This window comes from Bradyrhizobium sp. CB1717, from assembly GCF_029714325.1.
In the GTDB taxonomy this organism is placed as follows: domain Bacteria; phylum Pseudomonadota; class Alphaproteobacteria; order Rhizobiales; family Xanthobacteraceae; genus Bradyrhizobium.
In genome coordinates, this window is the sequence record NZ_CP121666.1 from 2,787,095 (window position 1) to 2,802,634 (window position 15,540).

At 65.0% G+C, this 15,540-nt stretch carries 8 protein-coding genes; 2 read left to right on the plus strand and 6 right to left on the minus strand.

The window, feature by feature from the left end:
- The first annotated feature begins 21 nt into the window (after positions 1–21).
- Positions 22–2,691 carry a DNA ligase D gene (gene ligD, locus QA649_RS13225; RefSeq protein WP_283026023.1) on the plus strand — a complete coding sequence of 890 codons (2,670 nt, stop codon included), beginning with the start codon at positions 22–24 and terminating at the stop codon, positions 2,689–2,691.
- Positions 2,692–2,823: 132 nt separating this feature from the next.
- Here ligD and QA649_RS13230 read toward each other — a convergent pair whose 3' ends face one another.
- Positions 2,824–2,988, minus strand: a complete 165-nt coding sequence (locus tag QA649_RS13230; RefSeq protein WP_018318514.1) for a DUF3309 family protein — start codon at positions 2,986–2,988, stop codon at positions 2,824–2,826.
- A 179-nt stretch (positions 2,989–3,167) separates the two neighbouring features.
- On the opposite strand from QA649_RS13230, the gene QA649_RS13235 reads away from it, so the two are divergent.
- Positions 3,168–3,485, plus strand: a complete 318-nt coding sequence (locus QA649_RS13235; protein ID WP_283024567.1) for a polyhydroxyalkanoic acid system family protein — start codon at positions 3,168–3,170, stop codon at positions 3,483–3,485.
- Between the two features lie 3 nt (positions 3,486–3,488).
- On the opposite strand, the gene treY is transcribed toward QA649_RS13235, so the two are convergent.
- From treY to treS, 5 genes are read right to left on the minus strand one after another with little or no spacing between them, the layout of a single operon-like run.
- Complete coding sequence (treY, locus tag QA649_RS13240) at positions 3,489–6,275, minus strand: malto-oligosyltrehalose synthase (RefSeq protein WP_283024568.1); 2,787 nt, start codon at positions 6,273–6,275, stop codon at positions 3,489–3,491.
- Position 6,276: 1 nt separating this feature from the next.
- Complete coding sequence (gene treZ, locus QA649_RS13245) at positions 6,277–8,028, minus strand: malto-oligosyltrehalose trehalohydrolase (RefSeq protein WP_283024569.1); 1,752 nt, start codon at positions 8,026–8,028, stop codon at positions 6,277–6,279.
- Entirely contained in the window at positions 8,025–10,103 is a 2,079-nt protein-coding gene (gene glgX, locus QA649_RS13250; RefSeq protein WP_283024570.1) for a glycogen debranching protein GlgX, read from the minus strand. Before glgX ends, treZ begins: the two co-directional genes overlap by 4 nt.
- A gap of 3 nt (positions 10,104–10,106) precedes the next feature.
- The gene (gene glgB / locus QA649_RS13255) at positions 10,107–12,254 is read right to left on the minus strand and encodes a 1,4-alpha-glucan branching protein GlgB (RefSeq protein WP_283024571.1); all 2,148 of its coding nucleotides are present in this window, start codon (positions 12,252–12,254) and stop codon (positions 10,107–10,109) included.
- Positions 12,247–15,540, minus strand: coding sequence for a maltose alpha-D-glucosyltransferase (gene treS / locus QA649_RS13260; protein ID WP_283024572.1), 3,294 nt, complete (start codon positions 15,538–15,540; stop codon positions 12,247–12,249). The genes glgB and treS overlap by 8 nt, the downstream gene beginning before the upstream one ends.

Below are 15,540 nucleotides of genomic sequence, written 5' to 3' on the forward strand. Positions count from 1 at the left end.
AGAAGAGAAGCGGGACCGGTCGTGCTGCAAAAACTCTCCACTTACCGACAGAAGCGTGACTTCGAGAAGACGCCCGAGCCGTCCGGCAAGACCGCGGTCGCGCCATCGGAACAGCGGCGCTTCGTGATTCAGAAGCATGACGCAACGCGCCTGCACTACGATCTGCGGCTCGAATTCGACGGCGTCTTCAAGTCCTGGGCCGTGACGAAAGGGCCCTCGCTCGACCCGCACGACAAGCGCCTTGCGGTCGAGGTCGAGGATCACCCGCTCGATTATGGCGATTTCGAAGGCACCATTCCGGAAGGCCAGTATGGCGGCGGCACGGTGATGCTGTGGGACCGCGGCACGTGGGAGGCGGAAAATCCGGAAGCCGCCTTCAAGAAGGGCGACCTCAAGTTCACGCTCCACGGCGACAAGCTGCATGGCAGCTGGGTGCTGGTGCGCATGCGCAACCGCGGCGGCGAAAAGCGCACCAACTGGCTCCTGATCAAGCATCGCGATGAATATGCCCGCGAAGGCAAGGACAACGACATTCTTGACGAGGACACTTCGGTCGCCTCCGGCCGCGCGATGGAGCAGATTGCCGAAGGCAAGGGCCGCGCGCCAAAGCCGTTCATGCTGGCGAAGGGGGCGGGCAAGGCCAAGGCGGATGCGGTGTGGCAGTCCAATCGTGCGGAGGAGACGAGAGGCAGGACCTTGCAGCCGGCGCCGCGCACCGCGTTGAAGGTCGGAAAGAGGGGAAAGAAGACGACGACGGCGACAAACGCCAGCAAGGTTTCGGCGATGCCGGACTTCGTCGCGCCGCAGCTCTGCACGCCGGTCGAGCGGCCGCCGGCCGGTTCAGGCTGGTGTCACGAGATCAAGTTCGACGGCTACCGTGTGCAGCTCCGGATCGAGGACGGCGAGGCCACATTGAAGACGCGCAAGGGCCTGGACTGGACCGACAAGTTCGCTTCGATCGCGAAGGAGGCGACTTCGCTGCCGGATGCCATGATCGATGGCGAGATCGTCGCGCTCGACCATAGCGGCGCGCCGAATTTCTCCTCGCTCCAGGCCGCGCTGTCCGACGGCAAGACCGACGACCTCATCTTCTTCGCGTTCGATCTGCTTTTCGCGGAAAATCAGGACTTTCGCCGGCTGCCGCTCGGCGAGCGCAAGGAGCGGCTCAAGGCGCTGCTGGACGCGCGCAAGCGGAAGTCGGCGCAGATCCGCTATGTCGAGCATTTCGAGAGCGGCGGTGACGCCGTGCTGCAATCGGCCTGCAAGCTCGAGCTCGAAGGCGTGGTGTCGAAGAAGCTCGACGCGCCCTATCGCTCCGGCCGCACCGAGAGCTGGACCAAGGCCAAATGCCGCGCCGGCCATGAGGTCGTGATCGGCGGCTACAAGACCACCAACGGCAAATTCCGCTCGCTGATGGCGGGCGTGCATCGCGGCGATCATCTCGCCTTTGTCGGCATGGTCGGCACCGGCTTCGGCGCCGACACGGTCAAGCGCATCATGCCGTCGCTGAAGGCGATGGAGAGCAAGGAGAGCCCCTTCGGCGGCAAGAATGCCCCGAAGAAGACGCGCGACGTGCATTGGCTGAAGCCGGAGCTCGTCGCCGAGATCGAGTTCGCCGGGTTCACCGCTGACGGCAATATCCGCCAGGCCGCGTTCAAGGGGCTGCGGCAGGACAAGCCGGCCGAGGAGGTCGAGGCCGAGACGCCGGTCGATACGGAGCTTGCCAAGCCCTCGGCAAGAAAGCGCGCTGCGAAGACCGCGAAGCGATCCAAGGACGTCGGCACCGCCGAAGTGATGGGTGTCGTCATCTCCAAGCCGGACAAGGAGCTCTGGCCCGAGGACGGTGATGGCAATCCGGTCACCAAGCTGGATCTCGCGCGCTATCTCGAAGCGGTCGGCGAATGGATGATCGTGCACCTCAAGGGGCGGCCATGCTCGCTGATCCGTGCCCCCGACGGCATCAAGGGTGAATGCTTCTTCCAGCGTCACGCCATGCAGGGAACGTCCAATCTTCTGGAGCTCGCAAAAGTCTCCGGCGATCGCAAGCCTTACTTGCAGATCGATCGGGTCGAGGGGCTCGCCGCGGTGGCGCAGATCGGCGGCGTCGAGCAGCATCCCTGGAATTGCGCGCCCTATGCCTATGATACGCCGGGCCGGCTGGTGTTCGATCTCGATCCGGCGCCGGACGTGGATTTTGCCGACGTTGTGGAGGCCGCCAAGGAGATGCGGCAGCGGCTCGCCGATGTCGGCATGGAGAGCTTCTGCAAGACCACCGGCGGCAAGGGCCTGCACGTCGTGGTGCCGCTGCTGCACGGCGCGCGCGACAAGGTGAGCTGGAAGGAGGCCAAGGCGTTTGCGCAAGGAATCTGCCGGTGGATGGCCGATGATGACCCCGAGCGCTATCTGCTCAACATGTCGAAGAAGCTGCGGAACGGAAAGATCTTCCTCGATTACCTGCGCAATGACCGCATGTCGACGGCGGTTGCCCCGCTGTCGCCGCGCGCGCGTGCCGGCGCCACCGTGTCGATGCCCGTGACCTGGGCGCAGGTGAAGCGCGATCTCGATCCGAAGAAATACACGGTGCGGACCGTGCCGGGCCTGCTGGCGCGTTCGAAGGCGTGGGAGGGCTATGACGATGCGGCTGCGCCGATCAAGGCCGCGATGAAGAAGCTGGCGGGGAAGGTGAAGTAGGTCTCTGCCACAGGGAGAACTGCCGTAGGTTGGGCAAAGCGGAGCGTGCCCACGATCCTTTTTTTAACGGCGAGGAAGGTGGGCACGGCGCAAGAGCGCCTTTGCCCACCCTACGAGGTCTTCGCGGGGTCGCTAGATCCGTCCCATCAGCAGCAGGATCAGCAGGATGACGATGACGAGACCAAGGCCGCCGCCGCCGTAATAGCCGGTGCCGTAGAACGGGCCGCCGCCAATGCCGCTGAAGCCGCCGAGCAGGGCGATGACCAGAATGATCAGAATGATCGTACCGATTGACATGCGAGTCTCCTCCAGCCCTTGTGGAAAGGGTCGTTTGCACCTGTCCCGTGTGCGAGGGCAACTTGCCGCAGGTTTTAAAGTTCCGGTTTTGAAACGGGGCGACAGGTGCAAGTTGCATGGAACCTTTATGGTCGCGGCCGGCCTCACTAAGTAAGGATCAAGCAGCACGGGGCAGAGCCATGTCAGCACCGCTCGTCGTTTCCATTCCACACCGTCTCGGCCGCGAAGAGGCGGTGCGCCGGCTGAAGTCCGGGCTTGGCCGCGCGGCCGCCAGCATTCCCGTGATGCAGGTCGAGGAGGAGCGCTGGAGCGGCGACAGCATGAATTTCCGCATCCGCGCGCTCGGGCAGATCGCGACCGGTCAGGTCGACGTCGCCGACGATCACGTCAAGGTCCAGGTGGTCCTGCCGTGGCTGTTGCAGCGCTTTGCCGAGATGGCGCAGGCGACCATCAAGAAGCGCGGGCAGTTGCTGCTGACCAAGGATGACGGAAAGTGAGTTTCAGGCGCTCACGCGCTGCCGCGCAGGCCTGATGGCGCTCGCTGCGCGGGCCGGAATGACGGCCGCCGGAAGATCACGGAAAGCCTGTGCGATCGGCAGTGCGTTGCCCGCAAGTCCCGCCGCGGCATAGCCCGTGATATCGACGGTCGCGTCGAAGCCTTCGGATGCTGGCCATTCCCGGCCCGCTTGCGTGAACGGCGCAAACTGGCGTCCGACCACGACGATCGCGGCGGCGCGGCCGCGTCGACGGGCAAACGCGATGACGTGCTCGGCATGCGTGCCACGCACCTCCAGCTTCTGGTAGTCGCCTTGCGCGAAAACGTCGGCGAGTTCGTTGCGCAGCTTGAGCAGCTGCCGCGTCCAGGCCAGCTTGAGCCGGCCGTCCGGCCAGGACTTGATCAGTCCGCTCCAGTCCGGCGCTTCCAGTGCCGTCAGCGCCGCCTGCCGCGCGGCAAAATCCACGGGGCGGCGGTTGTCGGGATCGACCAGCGAGAGGTCCCAGAATTCGGTGCCTTGATAGACGTCGGGCACGCCCGGCAGCGTCGCCTTGAGCGTGAGCTGGCTCAGCGAGTTCAGCGCGCCGAGCAGCGCGACGCGGCGCGCCAGGGTCTGCAAAGCTTCCAGGAATTCACTTGACAGCGCGGCGTCGAGGATCTTTGCGATGAAGCTCTTGATGCCGCTCTCATAGGCTTCGTGCGGGTTGAGCCAGCTCGTCTCCTCCTTGCCCTCGCGCGCGGCCTTGAGCGCATAGGCCTGGATGCGTTCGACGAAGCTTGCATCAAGCGGTCCCTGCAGCGGCCAGGCGCCGAGCAGGGTCTGGTAGAGCATGTATTCGAACGTCGCCGACGGCGCGCGCAGATGGCCGTGGAGCGCAAGATGCGGCGCATTCAGGACCTTCCAGCGTGACACCGCGCTGGTCCATTCGCCGGGAATTTCGCTGAGTGCCGCGATCCGGGCGCGCGCGTCCTCGCCGCGCTTGGTATCGTGGGTCGCGGTCGCCGTCATCCCTTGCGGCCACTCCCTGGCGCGCGCCCGCATCGCCTCGTGGAAGGCGGGAACGGTGAGGCCGGTGCTCGCGGGATCGCCGCCGACCTCGTTCAGCGCCAGCAGCCGGTGGAACTGGTAGAACGCGGTGTCCTCCAGCGACTTCGCCATCACCGGCCCGGTGAACTGCTGCACCTTCAGCGCGAAGCGGCGCACGCGCGGCGTGCTGTGAGGGGGCCGGCCGGGCTTGAGCAGATCCATCGTCAGGGCATCGCGCAGGAAGTCGAAGATGCCTTCGTCCGCCGCGAACCATTCGGCGCGGGCGCGCGCGATGGTGTCCTCGATCAGCTTGCGGTCGTGCGCGGTCGCCCCGGCCGTGGTCAGATAGGTGCGATAGACCGGGAAATGCAGCACGTAGAGTTCGAGCGCCTGCCGCAGGCTGTCGGCCGAGAAGTCGCGCGTCGAATAATGCCCGTTGGCGATGCGCGCGAGCAGGCGCGTCAGCACGGTGAATTCGCTCGTCAGCAGCGTCTCCATCACGCGCCGCTTGGCCTCCTTGACGTAAGGCGCAAGCCGCGGTGGCCGGTTGCTGATCTGGCGCCAGGTTTCGTCCAGCGCCTCCAGCCCCTTGGCGTCGACCAGCACCTGCGTGATGACGTTCATCCACTCGTAGCCGGTGGTGCCCTGGACACCGGCGAAATGCGGCAGGCGCTCGTGCTCGCAGAGGATCTTCTCGATCACCGTATAGAACGGTTTTGTCTTGCCCTGCGCATCGCGCACCAGCCGACGCAGTCGCTGGCAATATTGCGCGGGATCGCGCAGCCCGTCGATGTGATCGAGGCGGATGCCCTGCAGCTTGCCGTCGGCAACGAGCTGCTTCACCAGCCGGTGCGTGGCGGCAAACGTCGCGGGATCCTCGACGCGCAGGCCGGCGAGCCCGTTGACGTCGAAGAAGCGGCGATAGTTGATGTCGCTGGAGGCAAGCCGCCAGTGTCCGAGCTTGTAGTGCTGGCGCTCCAGCAGGTGATGCAGCGCCAGTGTCTGCGCGGGACGGTCCTTGGCGGCACGATAGGCGGCAAGACCGCGGCTGATGATGTCGGCGGCGCCTGCGATCTCCTTGAGCTCGGCCTTGAAGGCCGGCGCTTCCTTGCGGTTGGGCCGACGCAGCCCCGTATAGCGGGTTGCGAGCGCAAGCAGGCGCTTGCCTGCCTCTGTCTCGGCGGCGTCCGCCTCCTTCACGATCACGCGCAGTATTTCGCCATAGCGCTCCGGCGCGATCGGCAGGCGGTGCTCAAAATACCAGGCGGAAAGGCTGCCCTGCTCGGGATCATAGCGCAGCTCGATCTCGCCGCGCTCCAGCGCCTCGCCATAGGAGGAGCCGAGGATCGGCAGCAGCACGCCGCCGCGGGCGCGGTGGGGCAAGAGGTCCCAGTCGATGTCGAAGGCGACCGCGTGCGGCGAGGCTTGGCCCCATTCCAGCACATCCAGCCACCAGGGATTGTCTGCAAAGTGCACACCGACATGGTTGGGCACGAAATCGATGATGAGGCCGAGATCGTGCTTGCTGAGCGCCTCGCTCAGCCGCGCGAAGCCGGCTTCACCGCCGAGCTCGGGACTGAGCTGGCTGTGATCGACGGTGTCGTAGCCATGCGTGGAGCCCTTGCGGGCCTTCATCACCGGTGAGGCGTAGAGATGTGTGATCCCAAGCGCCTTCAGATACGGCACGACGGCGGCAGCCTTGTCGAAGCCGAAATCTGCGGTGAGCTGAAGCCGGTAGGTCGCAAGCGGAATAGCGGGAGGCATGTCAACCTCCGAGGCGCCAGACCACCGACCAGGGCGGAAGCAGATCGCCGATCACGCCGCCCCAGATCGGCGTGCCCGCGCTGACGGTGGAGGTGATCTCGTGGTCCGACAGATTGGCCATGAGGCGCAGCGTCGTGCCGTCGCCCATGCGCCAATGTGCGCTGAGCAGGCCGTTGTCGGCCGCCTCGGCATCACCGAAGCTTGCGCCCTTCAGCCGCGGCATGATCTCCTTGCGGCGAAGCGCGAGCAGGTCACGCACCAAAGCGAGGCGCGCGTTCTGCTCCGGCGTGCGGCCGGTCCAGTCGAGCACAGCCGATTGCAGTGTTGCCGGATCGAGCGGGTCGGGCACCTCGTCGCCGTATTTTTCGTAGGCCCAGGCATATTCCTGCTTGCGGCCCTTGCGCACGGCATCGGCAAGACCGCCCTGGAAATCGCAGAAGAACGGGAAGGGGACCTTCGAGCCCCATTCCTCGCCCTGAAACAGCATCGGCACCATCGGCGCGAGCAGGGTCACTGCGAGCGCCGCCTCGATCTGCTGCGGCGATGCCAGGCTCTCGAGCCGCTCGCCGAGCGGGCGATTGCCGATCTGGTCGTGGTTCTGCAGGAAATTGACGAAGGTCGCGGGCGGCAACTCGCCGCTCGGCTCGCCGCGCGGCTTCTTGCCCCAGAATTCCGAGATCTCGCCCTGGTAGACGAAGCCGGAAGCGAGCGCGCGCGCGAGGTCCATGCGCGGGGTCTGGTAGTCGCCGTAGTAGCCGGCGAGCTCGCCGGTCAGCATCACGTGCCAGACGTGGTGGTAATCGTCGTTCCACTGTCCCCGATACTTTCCGTTCGGCGGCTCCTGTGCGGCGTCGAGCAGGCTGGCGCGGTTGTCGCCGTTCTCCAGCACGAGATGGATGTGCCGCCCCGTCGCCCTGGCGAGCTCGCCGGCGGCGACACTGAGGTCCTGCAGCATCGATTGTTCGCCGGGGACAGCCATGATGTGGTTGGCGGCATCCAGCCTCAGTCCGTCGAAGCGGTAGTCGGTCAGCCATGACAGCGCGTTCTCGACCGCGAAGGCGCGTACCTGCGGCAGCCGGTAGTCGATTGCGCTGCCCCAGGGCGTATGCGCGTCGGTGAAAAAGGTCGGCGCATAGCGGCCGAGATAATTCCCCTCGGGACCGAAGTGATTGTAGACGACGTCGAGGAACACCATCAGCCCGCGCAGATGCGCCTCGTCGATCAGCGTCTTCAGATCGTCGGGACGGCCATAGGCGCCGTCGGGTGCATACCATAGCACGCCGTCATAACCCCAGCCGCGGCGTCCAGCGAAATCGGCCAGCGGCATCAACTCCAGCGCGGTGATGCCGGTCGCTGCGAGATGATCGAGCTTGTCGGTCATCGCGCGGTAGGTGCCTTCGCTCGTGAAGGTGCCGACATGGGTCTCGATCAGCACCGTCTCTTCCCAGGGCCGGCCGCGCCAATCCTGCGCGCGCCAGGCGAACGCGTCGTGATCGATCACCTCGCTTGGGCCGAACACGTCTTCAGGCTGGAAGGCCGAGGCTGGATCGGGCACGTCGATCTCGTCGTCGATCCTGAATTTGTAGCGGCTGCCAGGGGTGAGGCCGGCGATCTCGGTCACATACCAGCCGTCCTGTCGGCGCTGCATCGCGTGCCTGCGGTCGAGCAGAAGATCGACGCGGCGCGCGCCGGGCGCCCACAGCCGGAACGACACGCCATCCTTGGTCGGCCGTGCCCCGAAGGATGGCCTCATGGCGCCCCCGCGAAGGCGAGCACGGAGCGCGGCGGCGCCTTGCTGTCGCTTCCGGACGGGAAGTCGATGGTGTTCAGCTTGGCATCGGTCGTGTTCAGGATCTGCTGCCAGCTCTTGTATTCGGACATTTTGGGCAATTTGAATGCGATCTCTTCGGGGGCGGCGTTCAGGACGATAAAGATCGCGGCGCTGCCGGGTTCCATCGGCCCCATCACATAGGAGAGAAACCGCCCATCCGGGAATGTCCAGTCGCTCTCCGTCATCTCGTTACCTTCCGGCGTCAGCCACAGTGCGCCGTAGGAGACACCGTCCTTGGGGCGGCCGTCGAGCCAGCGATGGCTGCGAAGCTGCGCGAAGCGGCGGCGGATGTCGGCAAGGGCGGCGACGAAATCGACCATGTCCTCATCATCCTTGCCGAGATTGTCCCAGCCGACCCAGCCGACCTCATTGTCCTGACAATAGGCGTTGTTGTTGCCGGACTGCGAATTGCCGACCTCGTCGCCGGCGAGGATCAGCGGGACGCCCTGCGCCAGCATCAGGCAGGCCAGCACGTTCCTGCGAAGCTGCCGCCGCAGCTCCAGGATGTTTGGATCGTCGGTCGGGCCCTCGACACCACAATTGTTGCTGTGGTTGTCGTTGGAGCCGTCGCGATTGTCCTCGCCATTGGCCTCGTTGTGCTTCTCGTTGTAGCTGAAGAGGTCGGCGAGCGTGAAACCGTCATGCACCGTGATGTGGTTGATGCTGGCGCGCGGCCGCCGTCCGTCGTGATTGAACAGGTCGGAGGACGCCGTCATGCGGCTGGAGATGTCGCCGATCAGACTGCCTTCGCCGCTCCAGTAACGGCGCATGGCGCTGCGATAGCGGTCGTTCCACTCCGACCATTGCGAGGGGAAAGCGCCGACCTGGTAGCCGCCGAGGCCGAGGTCCCAGGGCTCGGCGACGAGCTTCACGGCGGCCAGCACCGGATCCTGGCGGATCGCGGTCAGAAACGAGCTGCCGCGATCAAAACCGTTCGGCCCGCGCGCGAGCGTGGTGGCGAGATCGAAGCGGAAGCCGTCGACATGACAGACCTCGACCCAGTAGCGCAGCGAGTCCATCACCATCTGCAGCACGCGCGGATGGGTGAGGTTCACCGACGAGCCGCAGCCGGTGAAATCGTCGTAATAGCGCGGGTTCTCGCGGTTGAGCCAGTAATAGGAGGCATTGTCGATGCCGCGATAGCACAGCGTCGGGCCGAGGTGGTTGCCCTCGGCGGTGTGGTTGTAGACGACGTCGAGCATCACCTCGATGCCGGCATCGTGCAGGCGCGCCACCGTGGTGCGGAAGGAATCGAGCGCATTGTCCTGGGCGTAACGCGGCTCCGGCGCGAAGAAGGACAGCGAGTTGTAGCCCCAGTAATTGGCGAGCTTCTTCTCGACCAGGATGCGGTCGTCGACGAAGCTGTGGATCGGCAGCAGCTCGATCGTGGTGACGCCGAGCTTCTTGAGGTGCTCGATCATCGCCGGCGAGGACAGGCCGCCATAAGTGCCGCGGAGGTTCGGCGGCACGTCGTCGCGCTTCTGCGTCAGGCCCTTGACGTGAGCCTCGTAGATGATCGTGTCTTCCCACGGAATGTTCGGCCGGATCTCGCGCCGGCCCCAGTTGAAGGTCTCGTCGACCACGACGGCCTTGGGCATGCCGCGCGCATTGTCGCGCCGGTCGAACGACAGGTCCTCGCGTGGTGAGCCGGTGCGGTAGGCGAAATGCGCATCGCTCCAGACCAGCCGTCCGGCGAGCCGCTTCGCATAGGGGTCGAGCAGCAGCTTGTTGGCATTGAAGCGGTGGCCGTGCTCGGGCTCGTAGGGGCCGTGCACCCGGTAGCCGTAGAGCTGGCCTGGCGAGACGTCGTTGAGATAGCCGTGCCAGACGTCCTCGGTCCTTTCAGGCAGTTCGACGCGCTCGAGCTCGCGGCGGCCTTGGGCGTCGAACAGGCACAGCTCGACCTTCTGCGCGTTGGCAGAGAACAGCGCAAAATTGGTGCCGCGTCCGTCCCAGCTTGCGCCGAGGCGTGCGGGCGATCCGGCGGTCAGGCGCATATGTCAGCTTTCCGGAACGAGGAAGATCGCGGCGAGCGGCGGAATGGTGAGGCGGAGCTCGGGCGTCTTGCCGTCAACGGTCTGAACCTCGCCGATGTTCCCGACATTGCTGCCGCCGTAATGGGCGGAGTCGGAATTGAACACCTCTTTCCACTTGCCGGCCAGGGGCACGCGAACGCGATAGCTGCGATAGACATTGGGGGAGAAGTTGACGATGACGAGGCATCGCGCGTGCTCGTCAAAGCCCTTGCGCAGCCAGGCGAACACGTTGCGGTTGGCATCATCGGTGATCAGCCATTCGAAGCCGGCCTGGTCGCAGTCCATCTGATGCAGCGCCGGGACCGCGCGGTAGAGCCGGTTGAGGTCGCGGATCAGTGCCTGGATGCCGGAATGCACCTTGTATTCGAGCAGGTGCCAGTCGAGCGACTGGTCGTGATTCCATTCGCGGCTCTGCGCGATCTCGGCGCCCATGAACAGCAGCTTCTTGCCGGGGTGGCCGAACATGAAGCTGTAATAGGCCCGCAAGTTCGCAAAGCGCTGCCATTCGTCGCCGGGCATGCGACCCAGGATCGAACGTTTGCCGTGCACGACCTCGTCATGCGACAGCGGCAGGATGAAGTTTTCCGAGAACGCGTAGTGCAGGCCGAACAGGATCTCGCCGTGATGATGCTTGCGGTGGATCGGATCCTTGCTGATGTAGTTCAGCGTGTCGTGCATCCAGCCCATGTTCCACTTGTAGCCGAAGCCGAGTCCGCCGAATTCGACCGGGCGCGAGACTTGCGGCCATGCGGTGGATTCTTCCGCGGCCGTGGTCGCCTGCGGGAAGCGGGCAAAGACCTCCGTGTTGAAGCGGCGCAGGAAGTTGATCGCCTCGATGTTTTCGCGGCCGCCATACTGGTTCGGAATCCACGCGCCGGGTGGCCGGCTGTAGTCGAGATAGAGCATCGACGCCACCGCGTCGACGCGCAGGCCGTCGATGCCGTAGCGCTCCATCCAGAACAGCGCGTTGGACACCAGGAAGTTCGTCACTTCGGTGCGGCCGTAATTGTAGATCAGCGTGCCCCAGTCGAGGTGGCGGCCCTGGAGCGGGTTGGCGTGTTCATAGAGCGCCGTGCCGTCGAAACTGCCGAGCCCGTGCGGATCGTCGGGGAAATGGCCGGGCACCCAGTCGAGCAGCACGCCGATGCCTTCGCGGTGGCAGGCATCGACCAGCGCAGCGAAATCCTCAGGGCTTCCGAACCGGCTGGTCGGCGCATAAAGCCCGGTCGGCTGATAGCCCCATGAGCCGTCGAACGGATGCTCGCTCACCGGCAGGAATTCGAGATGCGTGAACCCCATGTCGCGGGCATAGGCCGGCAGCTGCTCGGCAAGCTCGCAATACGTCAGCCATTCATTGTTGTCCTTGCGCCGCCACGAGCCGAGATGGACCTCGTAGATCGACATCGGTGCCGACAGCGCGTTGATGCCGTCGGGCGCCGGGCGGGGCCGCGGCAGATGCGCCTCGTCGAGCACGATCGAAGCCGTCTTCGGCCGCACCTCGCTCGCAAACGCCATCGGATCGGATTTCAGCGGCAGCAGATGGCCGTGCGGGCCGACGATCTCGAACTTGTAGTGATCGCCGATCTTCGCATTGGGGATGAACAGCTCCCAGTACCCGCTGCCGCGCACCCGCATCGGATGACGCCGCCCGTCCCAGAAGTTGAAGTCGCCGACCACCGATACGCGCCGCGCATTCGGCGCCAGCACCACGAAGCCGATGCCGTCGACGCCGTCGAGCCGCATCGGATGGGCGCCGAGCTTGTCGTAGAGGCGCTGGTGGGTGCCTTCGCCGAGCAAATAGAGGTCGAAATCGGTGAGGATCGGCGGGAAGCGGTAGGCATCCTCGAATTCGACGACGTTGTTGCCGAATTTCGCGCGCAGCTGGTAGTGCTTCGAGCCGTTGGGCAGGGCGCCGATGAACAGGCCGGAGTCATGAACGCGGTCGAGCGGCGCGACCTCGCCATGCTCGCCGACCGCCTCGACATTGGAAGCCTCGGGCAGGAAGGCGCGCACCACGCTCTTGCCGCCCTCGGGATGCAGCCCGAGATAGTGGAAGGGGTCGGAGTGGCGGCCCTCGATGATCGCGTAGGCTTCTGCTGGCAGTTTAGGCATGGGCTTCGCTCTCGGCACTGGACAGAATGCGAAGCAGTCCGGTCAGCGGCGCATGGAGCCCCTCGGGCCGGTGGGACAGTTCGTACTCTACATCGTCGAACGCATGATCAAGCAGGAAAAACCTTAACAGGCCTTGCGCGGTTTGCGGATTGTCCGGCCACAGCCGCCGGTCGGTCATGGCCTCGCGATAGGCGTGCAGGAACGTCGTGGTGGCGCGTTCGCGCCATTCGCCGAGCGCGGCTGCAAGCCGGTCCTGTTCGTCGGAGGCGCCCGTGAGCGCCCGGTTGAGGGCGACGTTAACCGAAAGATCAATCGAGCGGATCAGCCCGGCGACGTCGCGCGCGGCCGGCAGCTTGCGCCGCTTGTCGGCCAGCGGCCGGCGCGGATTGCCGTCGAAGTCGATGATGAAGATGTCGTCCTTCACGATCAGAATCTGCCCGAGGCGGAAGTCGCCATGATGACGGATGTTCAACCCGCCGATGGCGGAAGGCAATAGTGCATTGAGGTGGTCGGGCAGGGCCGCGCGCGCTGCGCCGAGTTGGTCGATCAGCGGCCGGTCCGCCTCCCGCAGGCCATCGCGGCTGTTGGTCAGCTGCTCGAAAACGCGCTCGGCTCGCGCCTTGAGGTCGGAGACCCAGCGCCTGGCGTGTTCGGAGCCGATCGGCTCCGGAGCGAGATTGTCCGGCTTTGCCGCGGCCAGGGCGACATGCAACTCGGCAAGCCGCCGGCCGATCTGCGCGATGAAGTGCAGGTAGGGCGCCTGCTCCTGGGTCTCGCGCGGTGCCTCGCCCGCGGGCAAGACCCGCTGCTCGTCGATATAGCGATCGAGATAACCGGTGGTCACGGTCCAGCCGTCGCCCTGGTTCTCGACAAAGGCGTGCAGCACGCCGAGCGTGCTGCGCCGATCGTCCTCGACCAGCTCGACACTTCCGAGCAGCGCCGGCGTGTTGGCAAAGTGAGCCACCTCGGTGAGATAATGGCCGATCTCGATCTCGGGACTGGTGCCGCTTTCGAGCTGCCGATGGATCTTGACGACATACTGGTTGTCCACGAGCGCGGTGCTGTTGGACTGCTCGATCGCGCGGATGCGCTGGGGCTCCTTGATGGTGTAATCGGCGAACCGGCTGGTGGCTTTGAACTCCAGGCGTAGATTGTTCTCGTCCACCACCAGGTTTTGCGACAGACCCCGCAGGAAAAGCCCGATGAAGATCTGCTCAGTCGCAACGTCGAGCAGCGTGCCCTCGCGCGCACCCTGGCGCACGGCGGCGAGCGCCTTCGGGTTGAAGCGTTCGCGGTCGAAGCGTACCCATTCGATCTGCAGCGGCAGCACGTAGCGCGTCTTGACGTCGTCCCGCGTGGTCTCGAAGAATGCGATCCAGGGCCTGTTGTCGCCGATATCGCTGAAAGGTACCGCCGAGGTCAGCGCTGTCTGGATGTGCTTGGGATTGTGCTCCGGATACCAGCGTGTCCTTGCCAAAAATCCCGGCAGCACGTCGCGCTCGAACACGCCGCGCTCGCGCGCGAGTGACACCCAGTTCGAATTGACCGGCACGACCAGGGTCTCGAACTCCGGCACCGCGCGCGGCGTCACCGGCTCGGACTTGTCGCGCTCGGTGAGGTGGAACCAGTAGAAGCCGTAGGGCCCCAGCGTGATCATGTAGGGCAGTTCGCCGATCGCCGGAAAGCGCGTCCGTCCGAGCATCTCCTGCGGGATGCGATCCTTCCACGGCGACAGATCGAGCTCGGTCGCCTGCGCGGCGCGCGAGAGATTGGCGACGCACAGGATCACCTCGTCGCGATACTGCCGGACATAGGCCAGCACGGCGCGGTTGGCCGGGCGGATGAAGGTCATGGAGCCGCGGCCGAAGGCGAGCGTCGACTTGCGCACCGAGATCAGCCGCTTGGTGGCGCTGAGCAGCGAGGACAGGCTGCGCGACTGCGCCTCCACGTTCACCGATTCATAGCCGTAGACCGGATCCATGATCAGCGGCGCGTAGAGGCGGGCCGGATCGCAGCGCGAGAAGCCGCCATTGCGGTCCGGGCTCCATTGCATCGGCGTGCGCACGCCGTTGCGGTCGCCCAGATAAATGTTGTCGCCCATCCCGATCTCGTCGCCGTAATAGATGATCGGCGTGCCCGGGAAGGACAGCAGCAGCGAGTTCATCAGCTCGATCTTGCGGCGGTCGTTGTCCATCAGCGGCGCGAGGCGCCGGCGGATGCCGACATTGATGCGGGCGCGCGGATCGTTGGCGTAGGTGGTCCACAGATAATCGCGCTCGACGTCGGTGACCATCTCCAGCGTGAGCTCGTCATGATTGCGCAGGAACAGCGCCCATTGGCAGCTCGCCGGGATATCAGGCGTCTGGCGCAGGATGTCGGTGATCGGGAAGCGGTCCTCCTGTGCGATCGCCATGTAGATGCGCGGCATCAGCGGGAAGTGATAGGCCATGTGGCATTCGTCACCGCGGCCGAAATATTCCTGCACGTCCTCCGGCCATTGATTGGCCTCGGCCAGCAGCAGCTTGCCCTTGGAATAGGAATCCAGTTCCGCGCGCAGGCGCTTGATGATCGCATGCGTCTCGGGAAGGTTCTCGTTCGAGGTGCCCTCGCGCTCGCAGAGATAGGGAATCGCGTCGAGGCGGAAGCCGTCGACGCCGGCGTCCAGCCAGCGCTTCATCACCTGGATGAGCGCGCTGACCACGCGCGGATTGTCGAAATTGAGATCCGGCTGGTGCGAGAAGAAGCGGTGCCAGTAGAACGCGCCGGCCTCCGGATCCCAGGTCCAGTTCGACTTTTCCGTGTCGGTGAAGATGATGCGTGTGCCCTGGTATTTCTGGTCGGTGTCGCTCCAGACATACCAGTTGCGGGCGCTCGAGCCGGGATGGCTGCGGCGCGCGCGCTTGAACCATTTGTGCTGGTCCGAGGTGTGGTTGACGACGAGCTCGGTGATGACGCGCAAGCCGCGCTTCTGCGCTTCCTGGATGAAGCGCTTGAAATCCTTCATCGTCCCGAAATCGGGATTGACCGAGCCGTAGTCGGCGATGTCGTAGCCGTCGTCGCGGCCGGGCGAGGGGTAGAATGGCAGCAGCCACAGTGCGGTGACGCCGAGCTCCTGCAGATAGGGCAGCTTCTCGGTCAGCCCGGCGAAATCGCCGATGCCGTCATGGTTGCTGTCGGCAAAGGCCTTGACGTGGAGCTGGTAGATGATCGCGTCCTTGTACCAGAGCTCATCCACGATCTCGGCAGCCTCAACTTTCTTGGTGTCGACGGAAGACAGAACATTCAT

Bases quoted from the DNA above. Each gene is read 5' to 3' on its own strand.
- QA649_RS13230 (WP_018318514.1), bottom strand. From the start codon at position 2,988: ATGTCAATCGGTACGATCATTCTGATCATTCTGGTCATCGCCCTGCTC.
- QA649_RS13235 (WP_283024567.1), top strand. From the start codon at position 3,168: ATGTCAGCACCGCTCGTCGTTTCCATTCCACACCGTCTCGGCCGCGAA.
- treY (WP_283024568.1), bottom strand. From the start codon at position 6,275: ATGCCTCCCGCTATTCCGCTTGCGACCTACCGGCTTCAGCTCACCGCA.
- treZ (WP_283024569.1), bottom strand. From the start codon at position 8,028: ATGAGGCCATCCTTCGGGGCACGGCCGACCAAGGATGGCGTGTCGTTC.
- glgX (WP_283024570.1), bottom strand. From the start codon at position 10,103: ATGCGCCTGACCGCCGGATCGCCCGCACGCCTCGGCGCAAGCTGGGAC.
- glgB (WP_283024571.1), bottom strand. From the start codon at position 12,254: ATGCCTAAACTGCCAGCAGAAGCCTACGCGATCATCGAGGGCCGCCAC.
- treS (WP_283024572.1), bottom strand. From the start codon at position 15,540: ATGAATGTTCTGTCTTCCGTCGACACCAAGAAAGTTGAGGCTGCCGAG.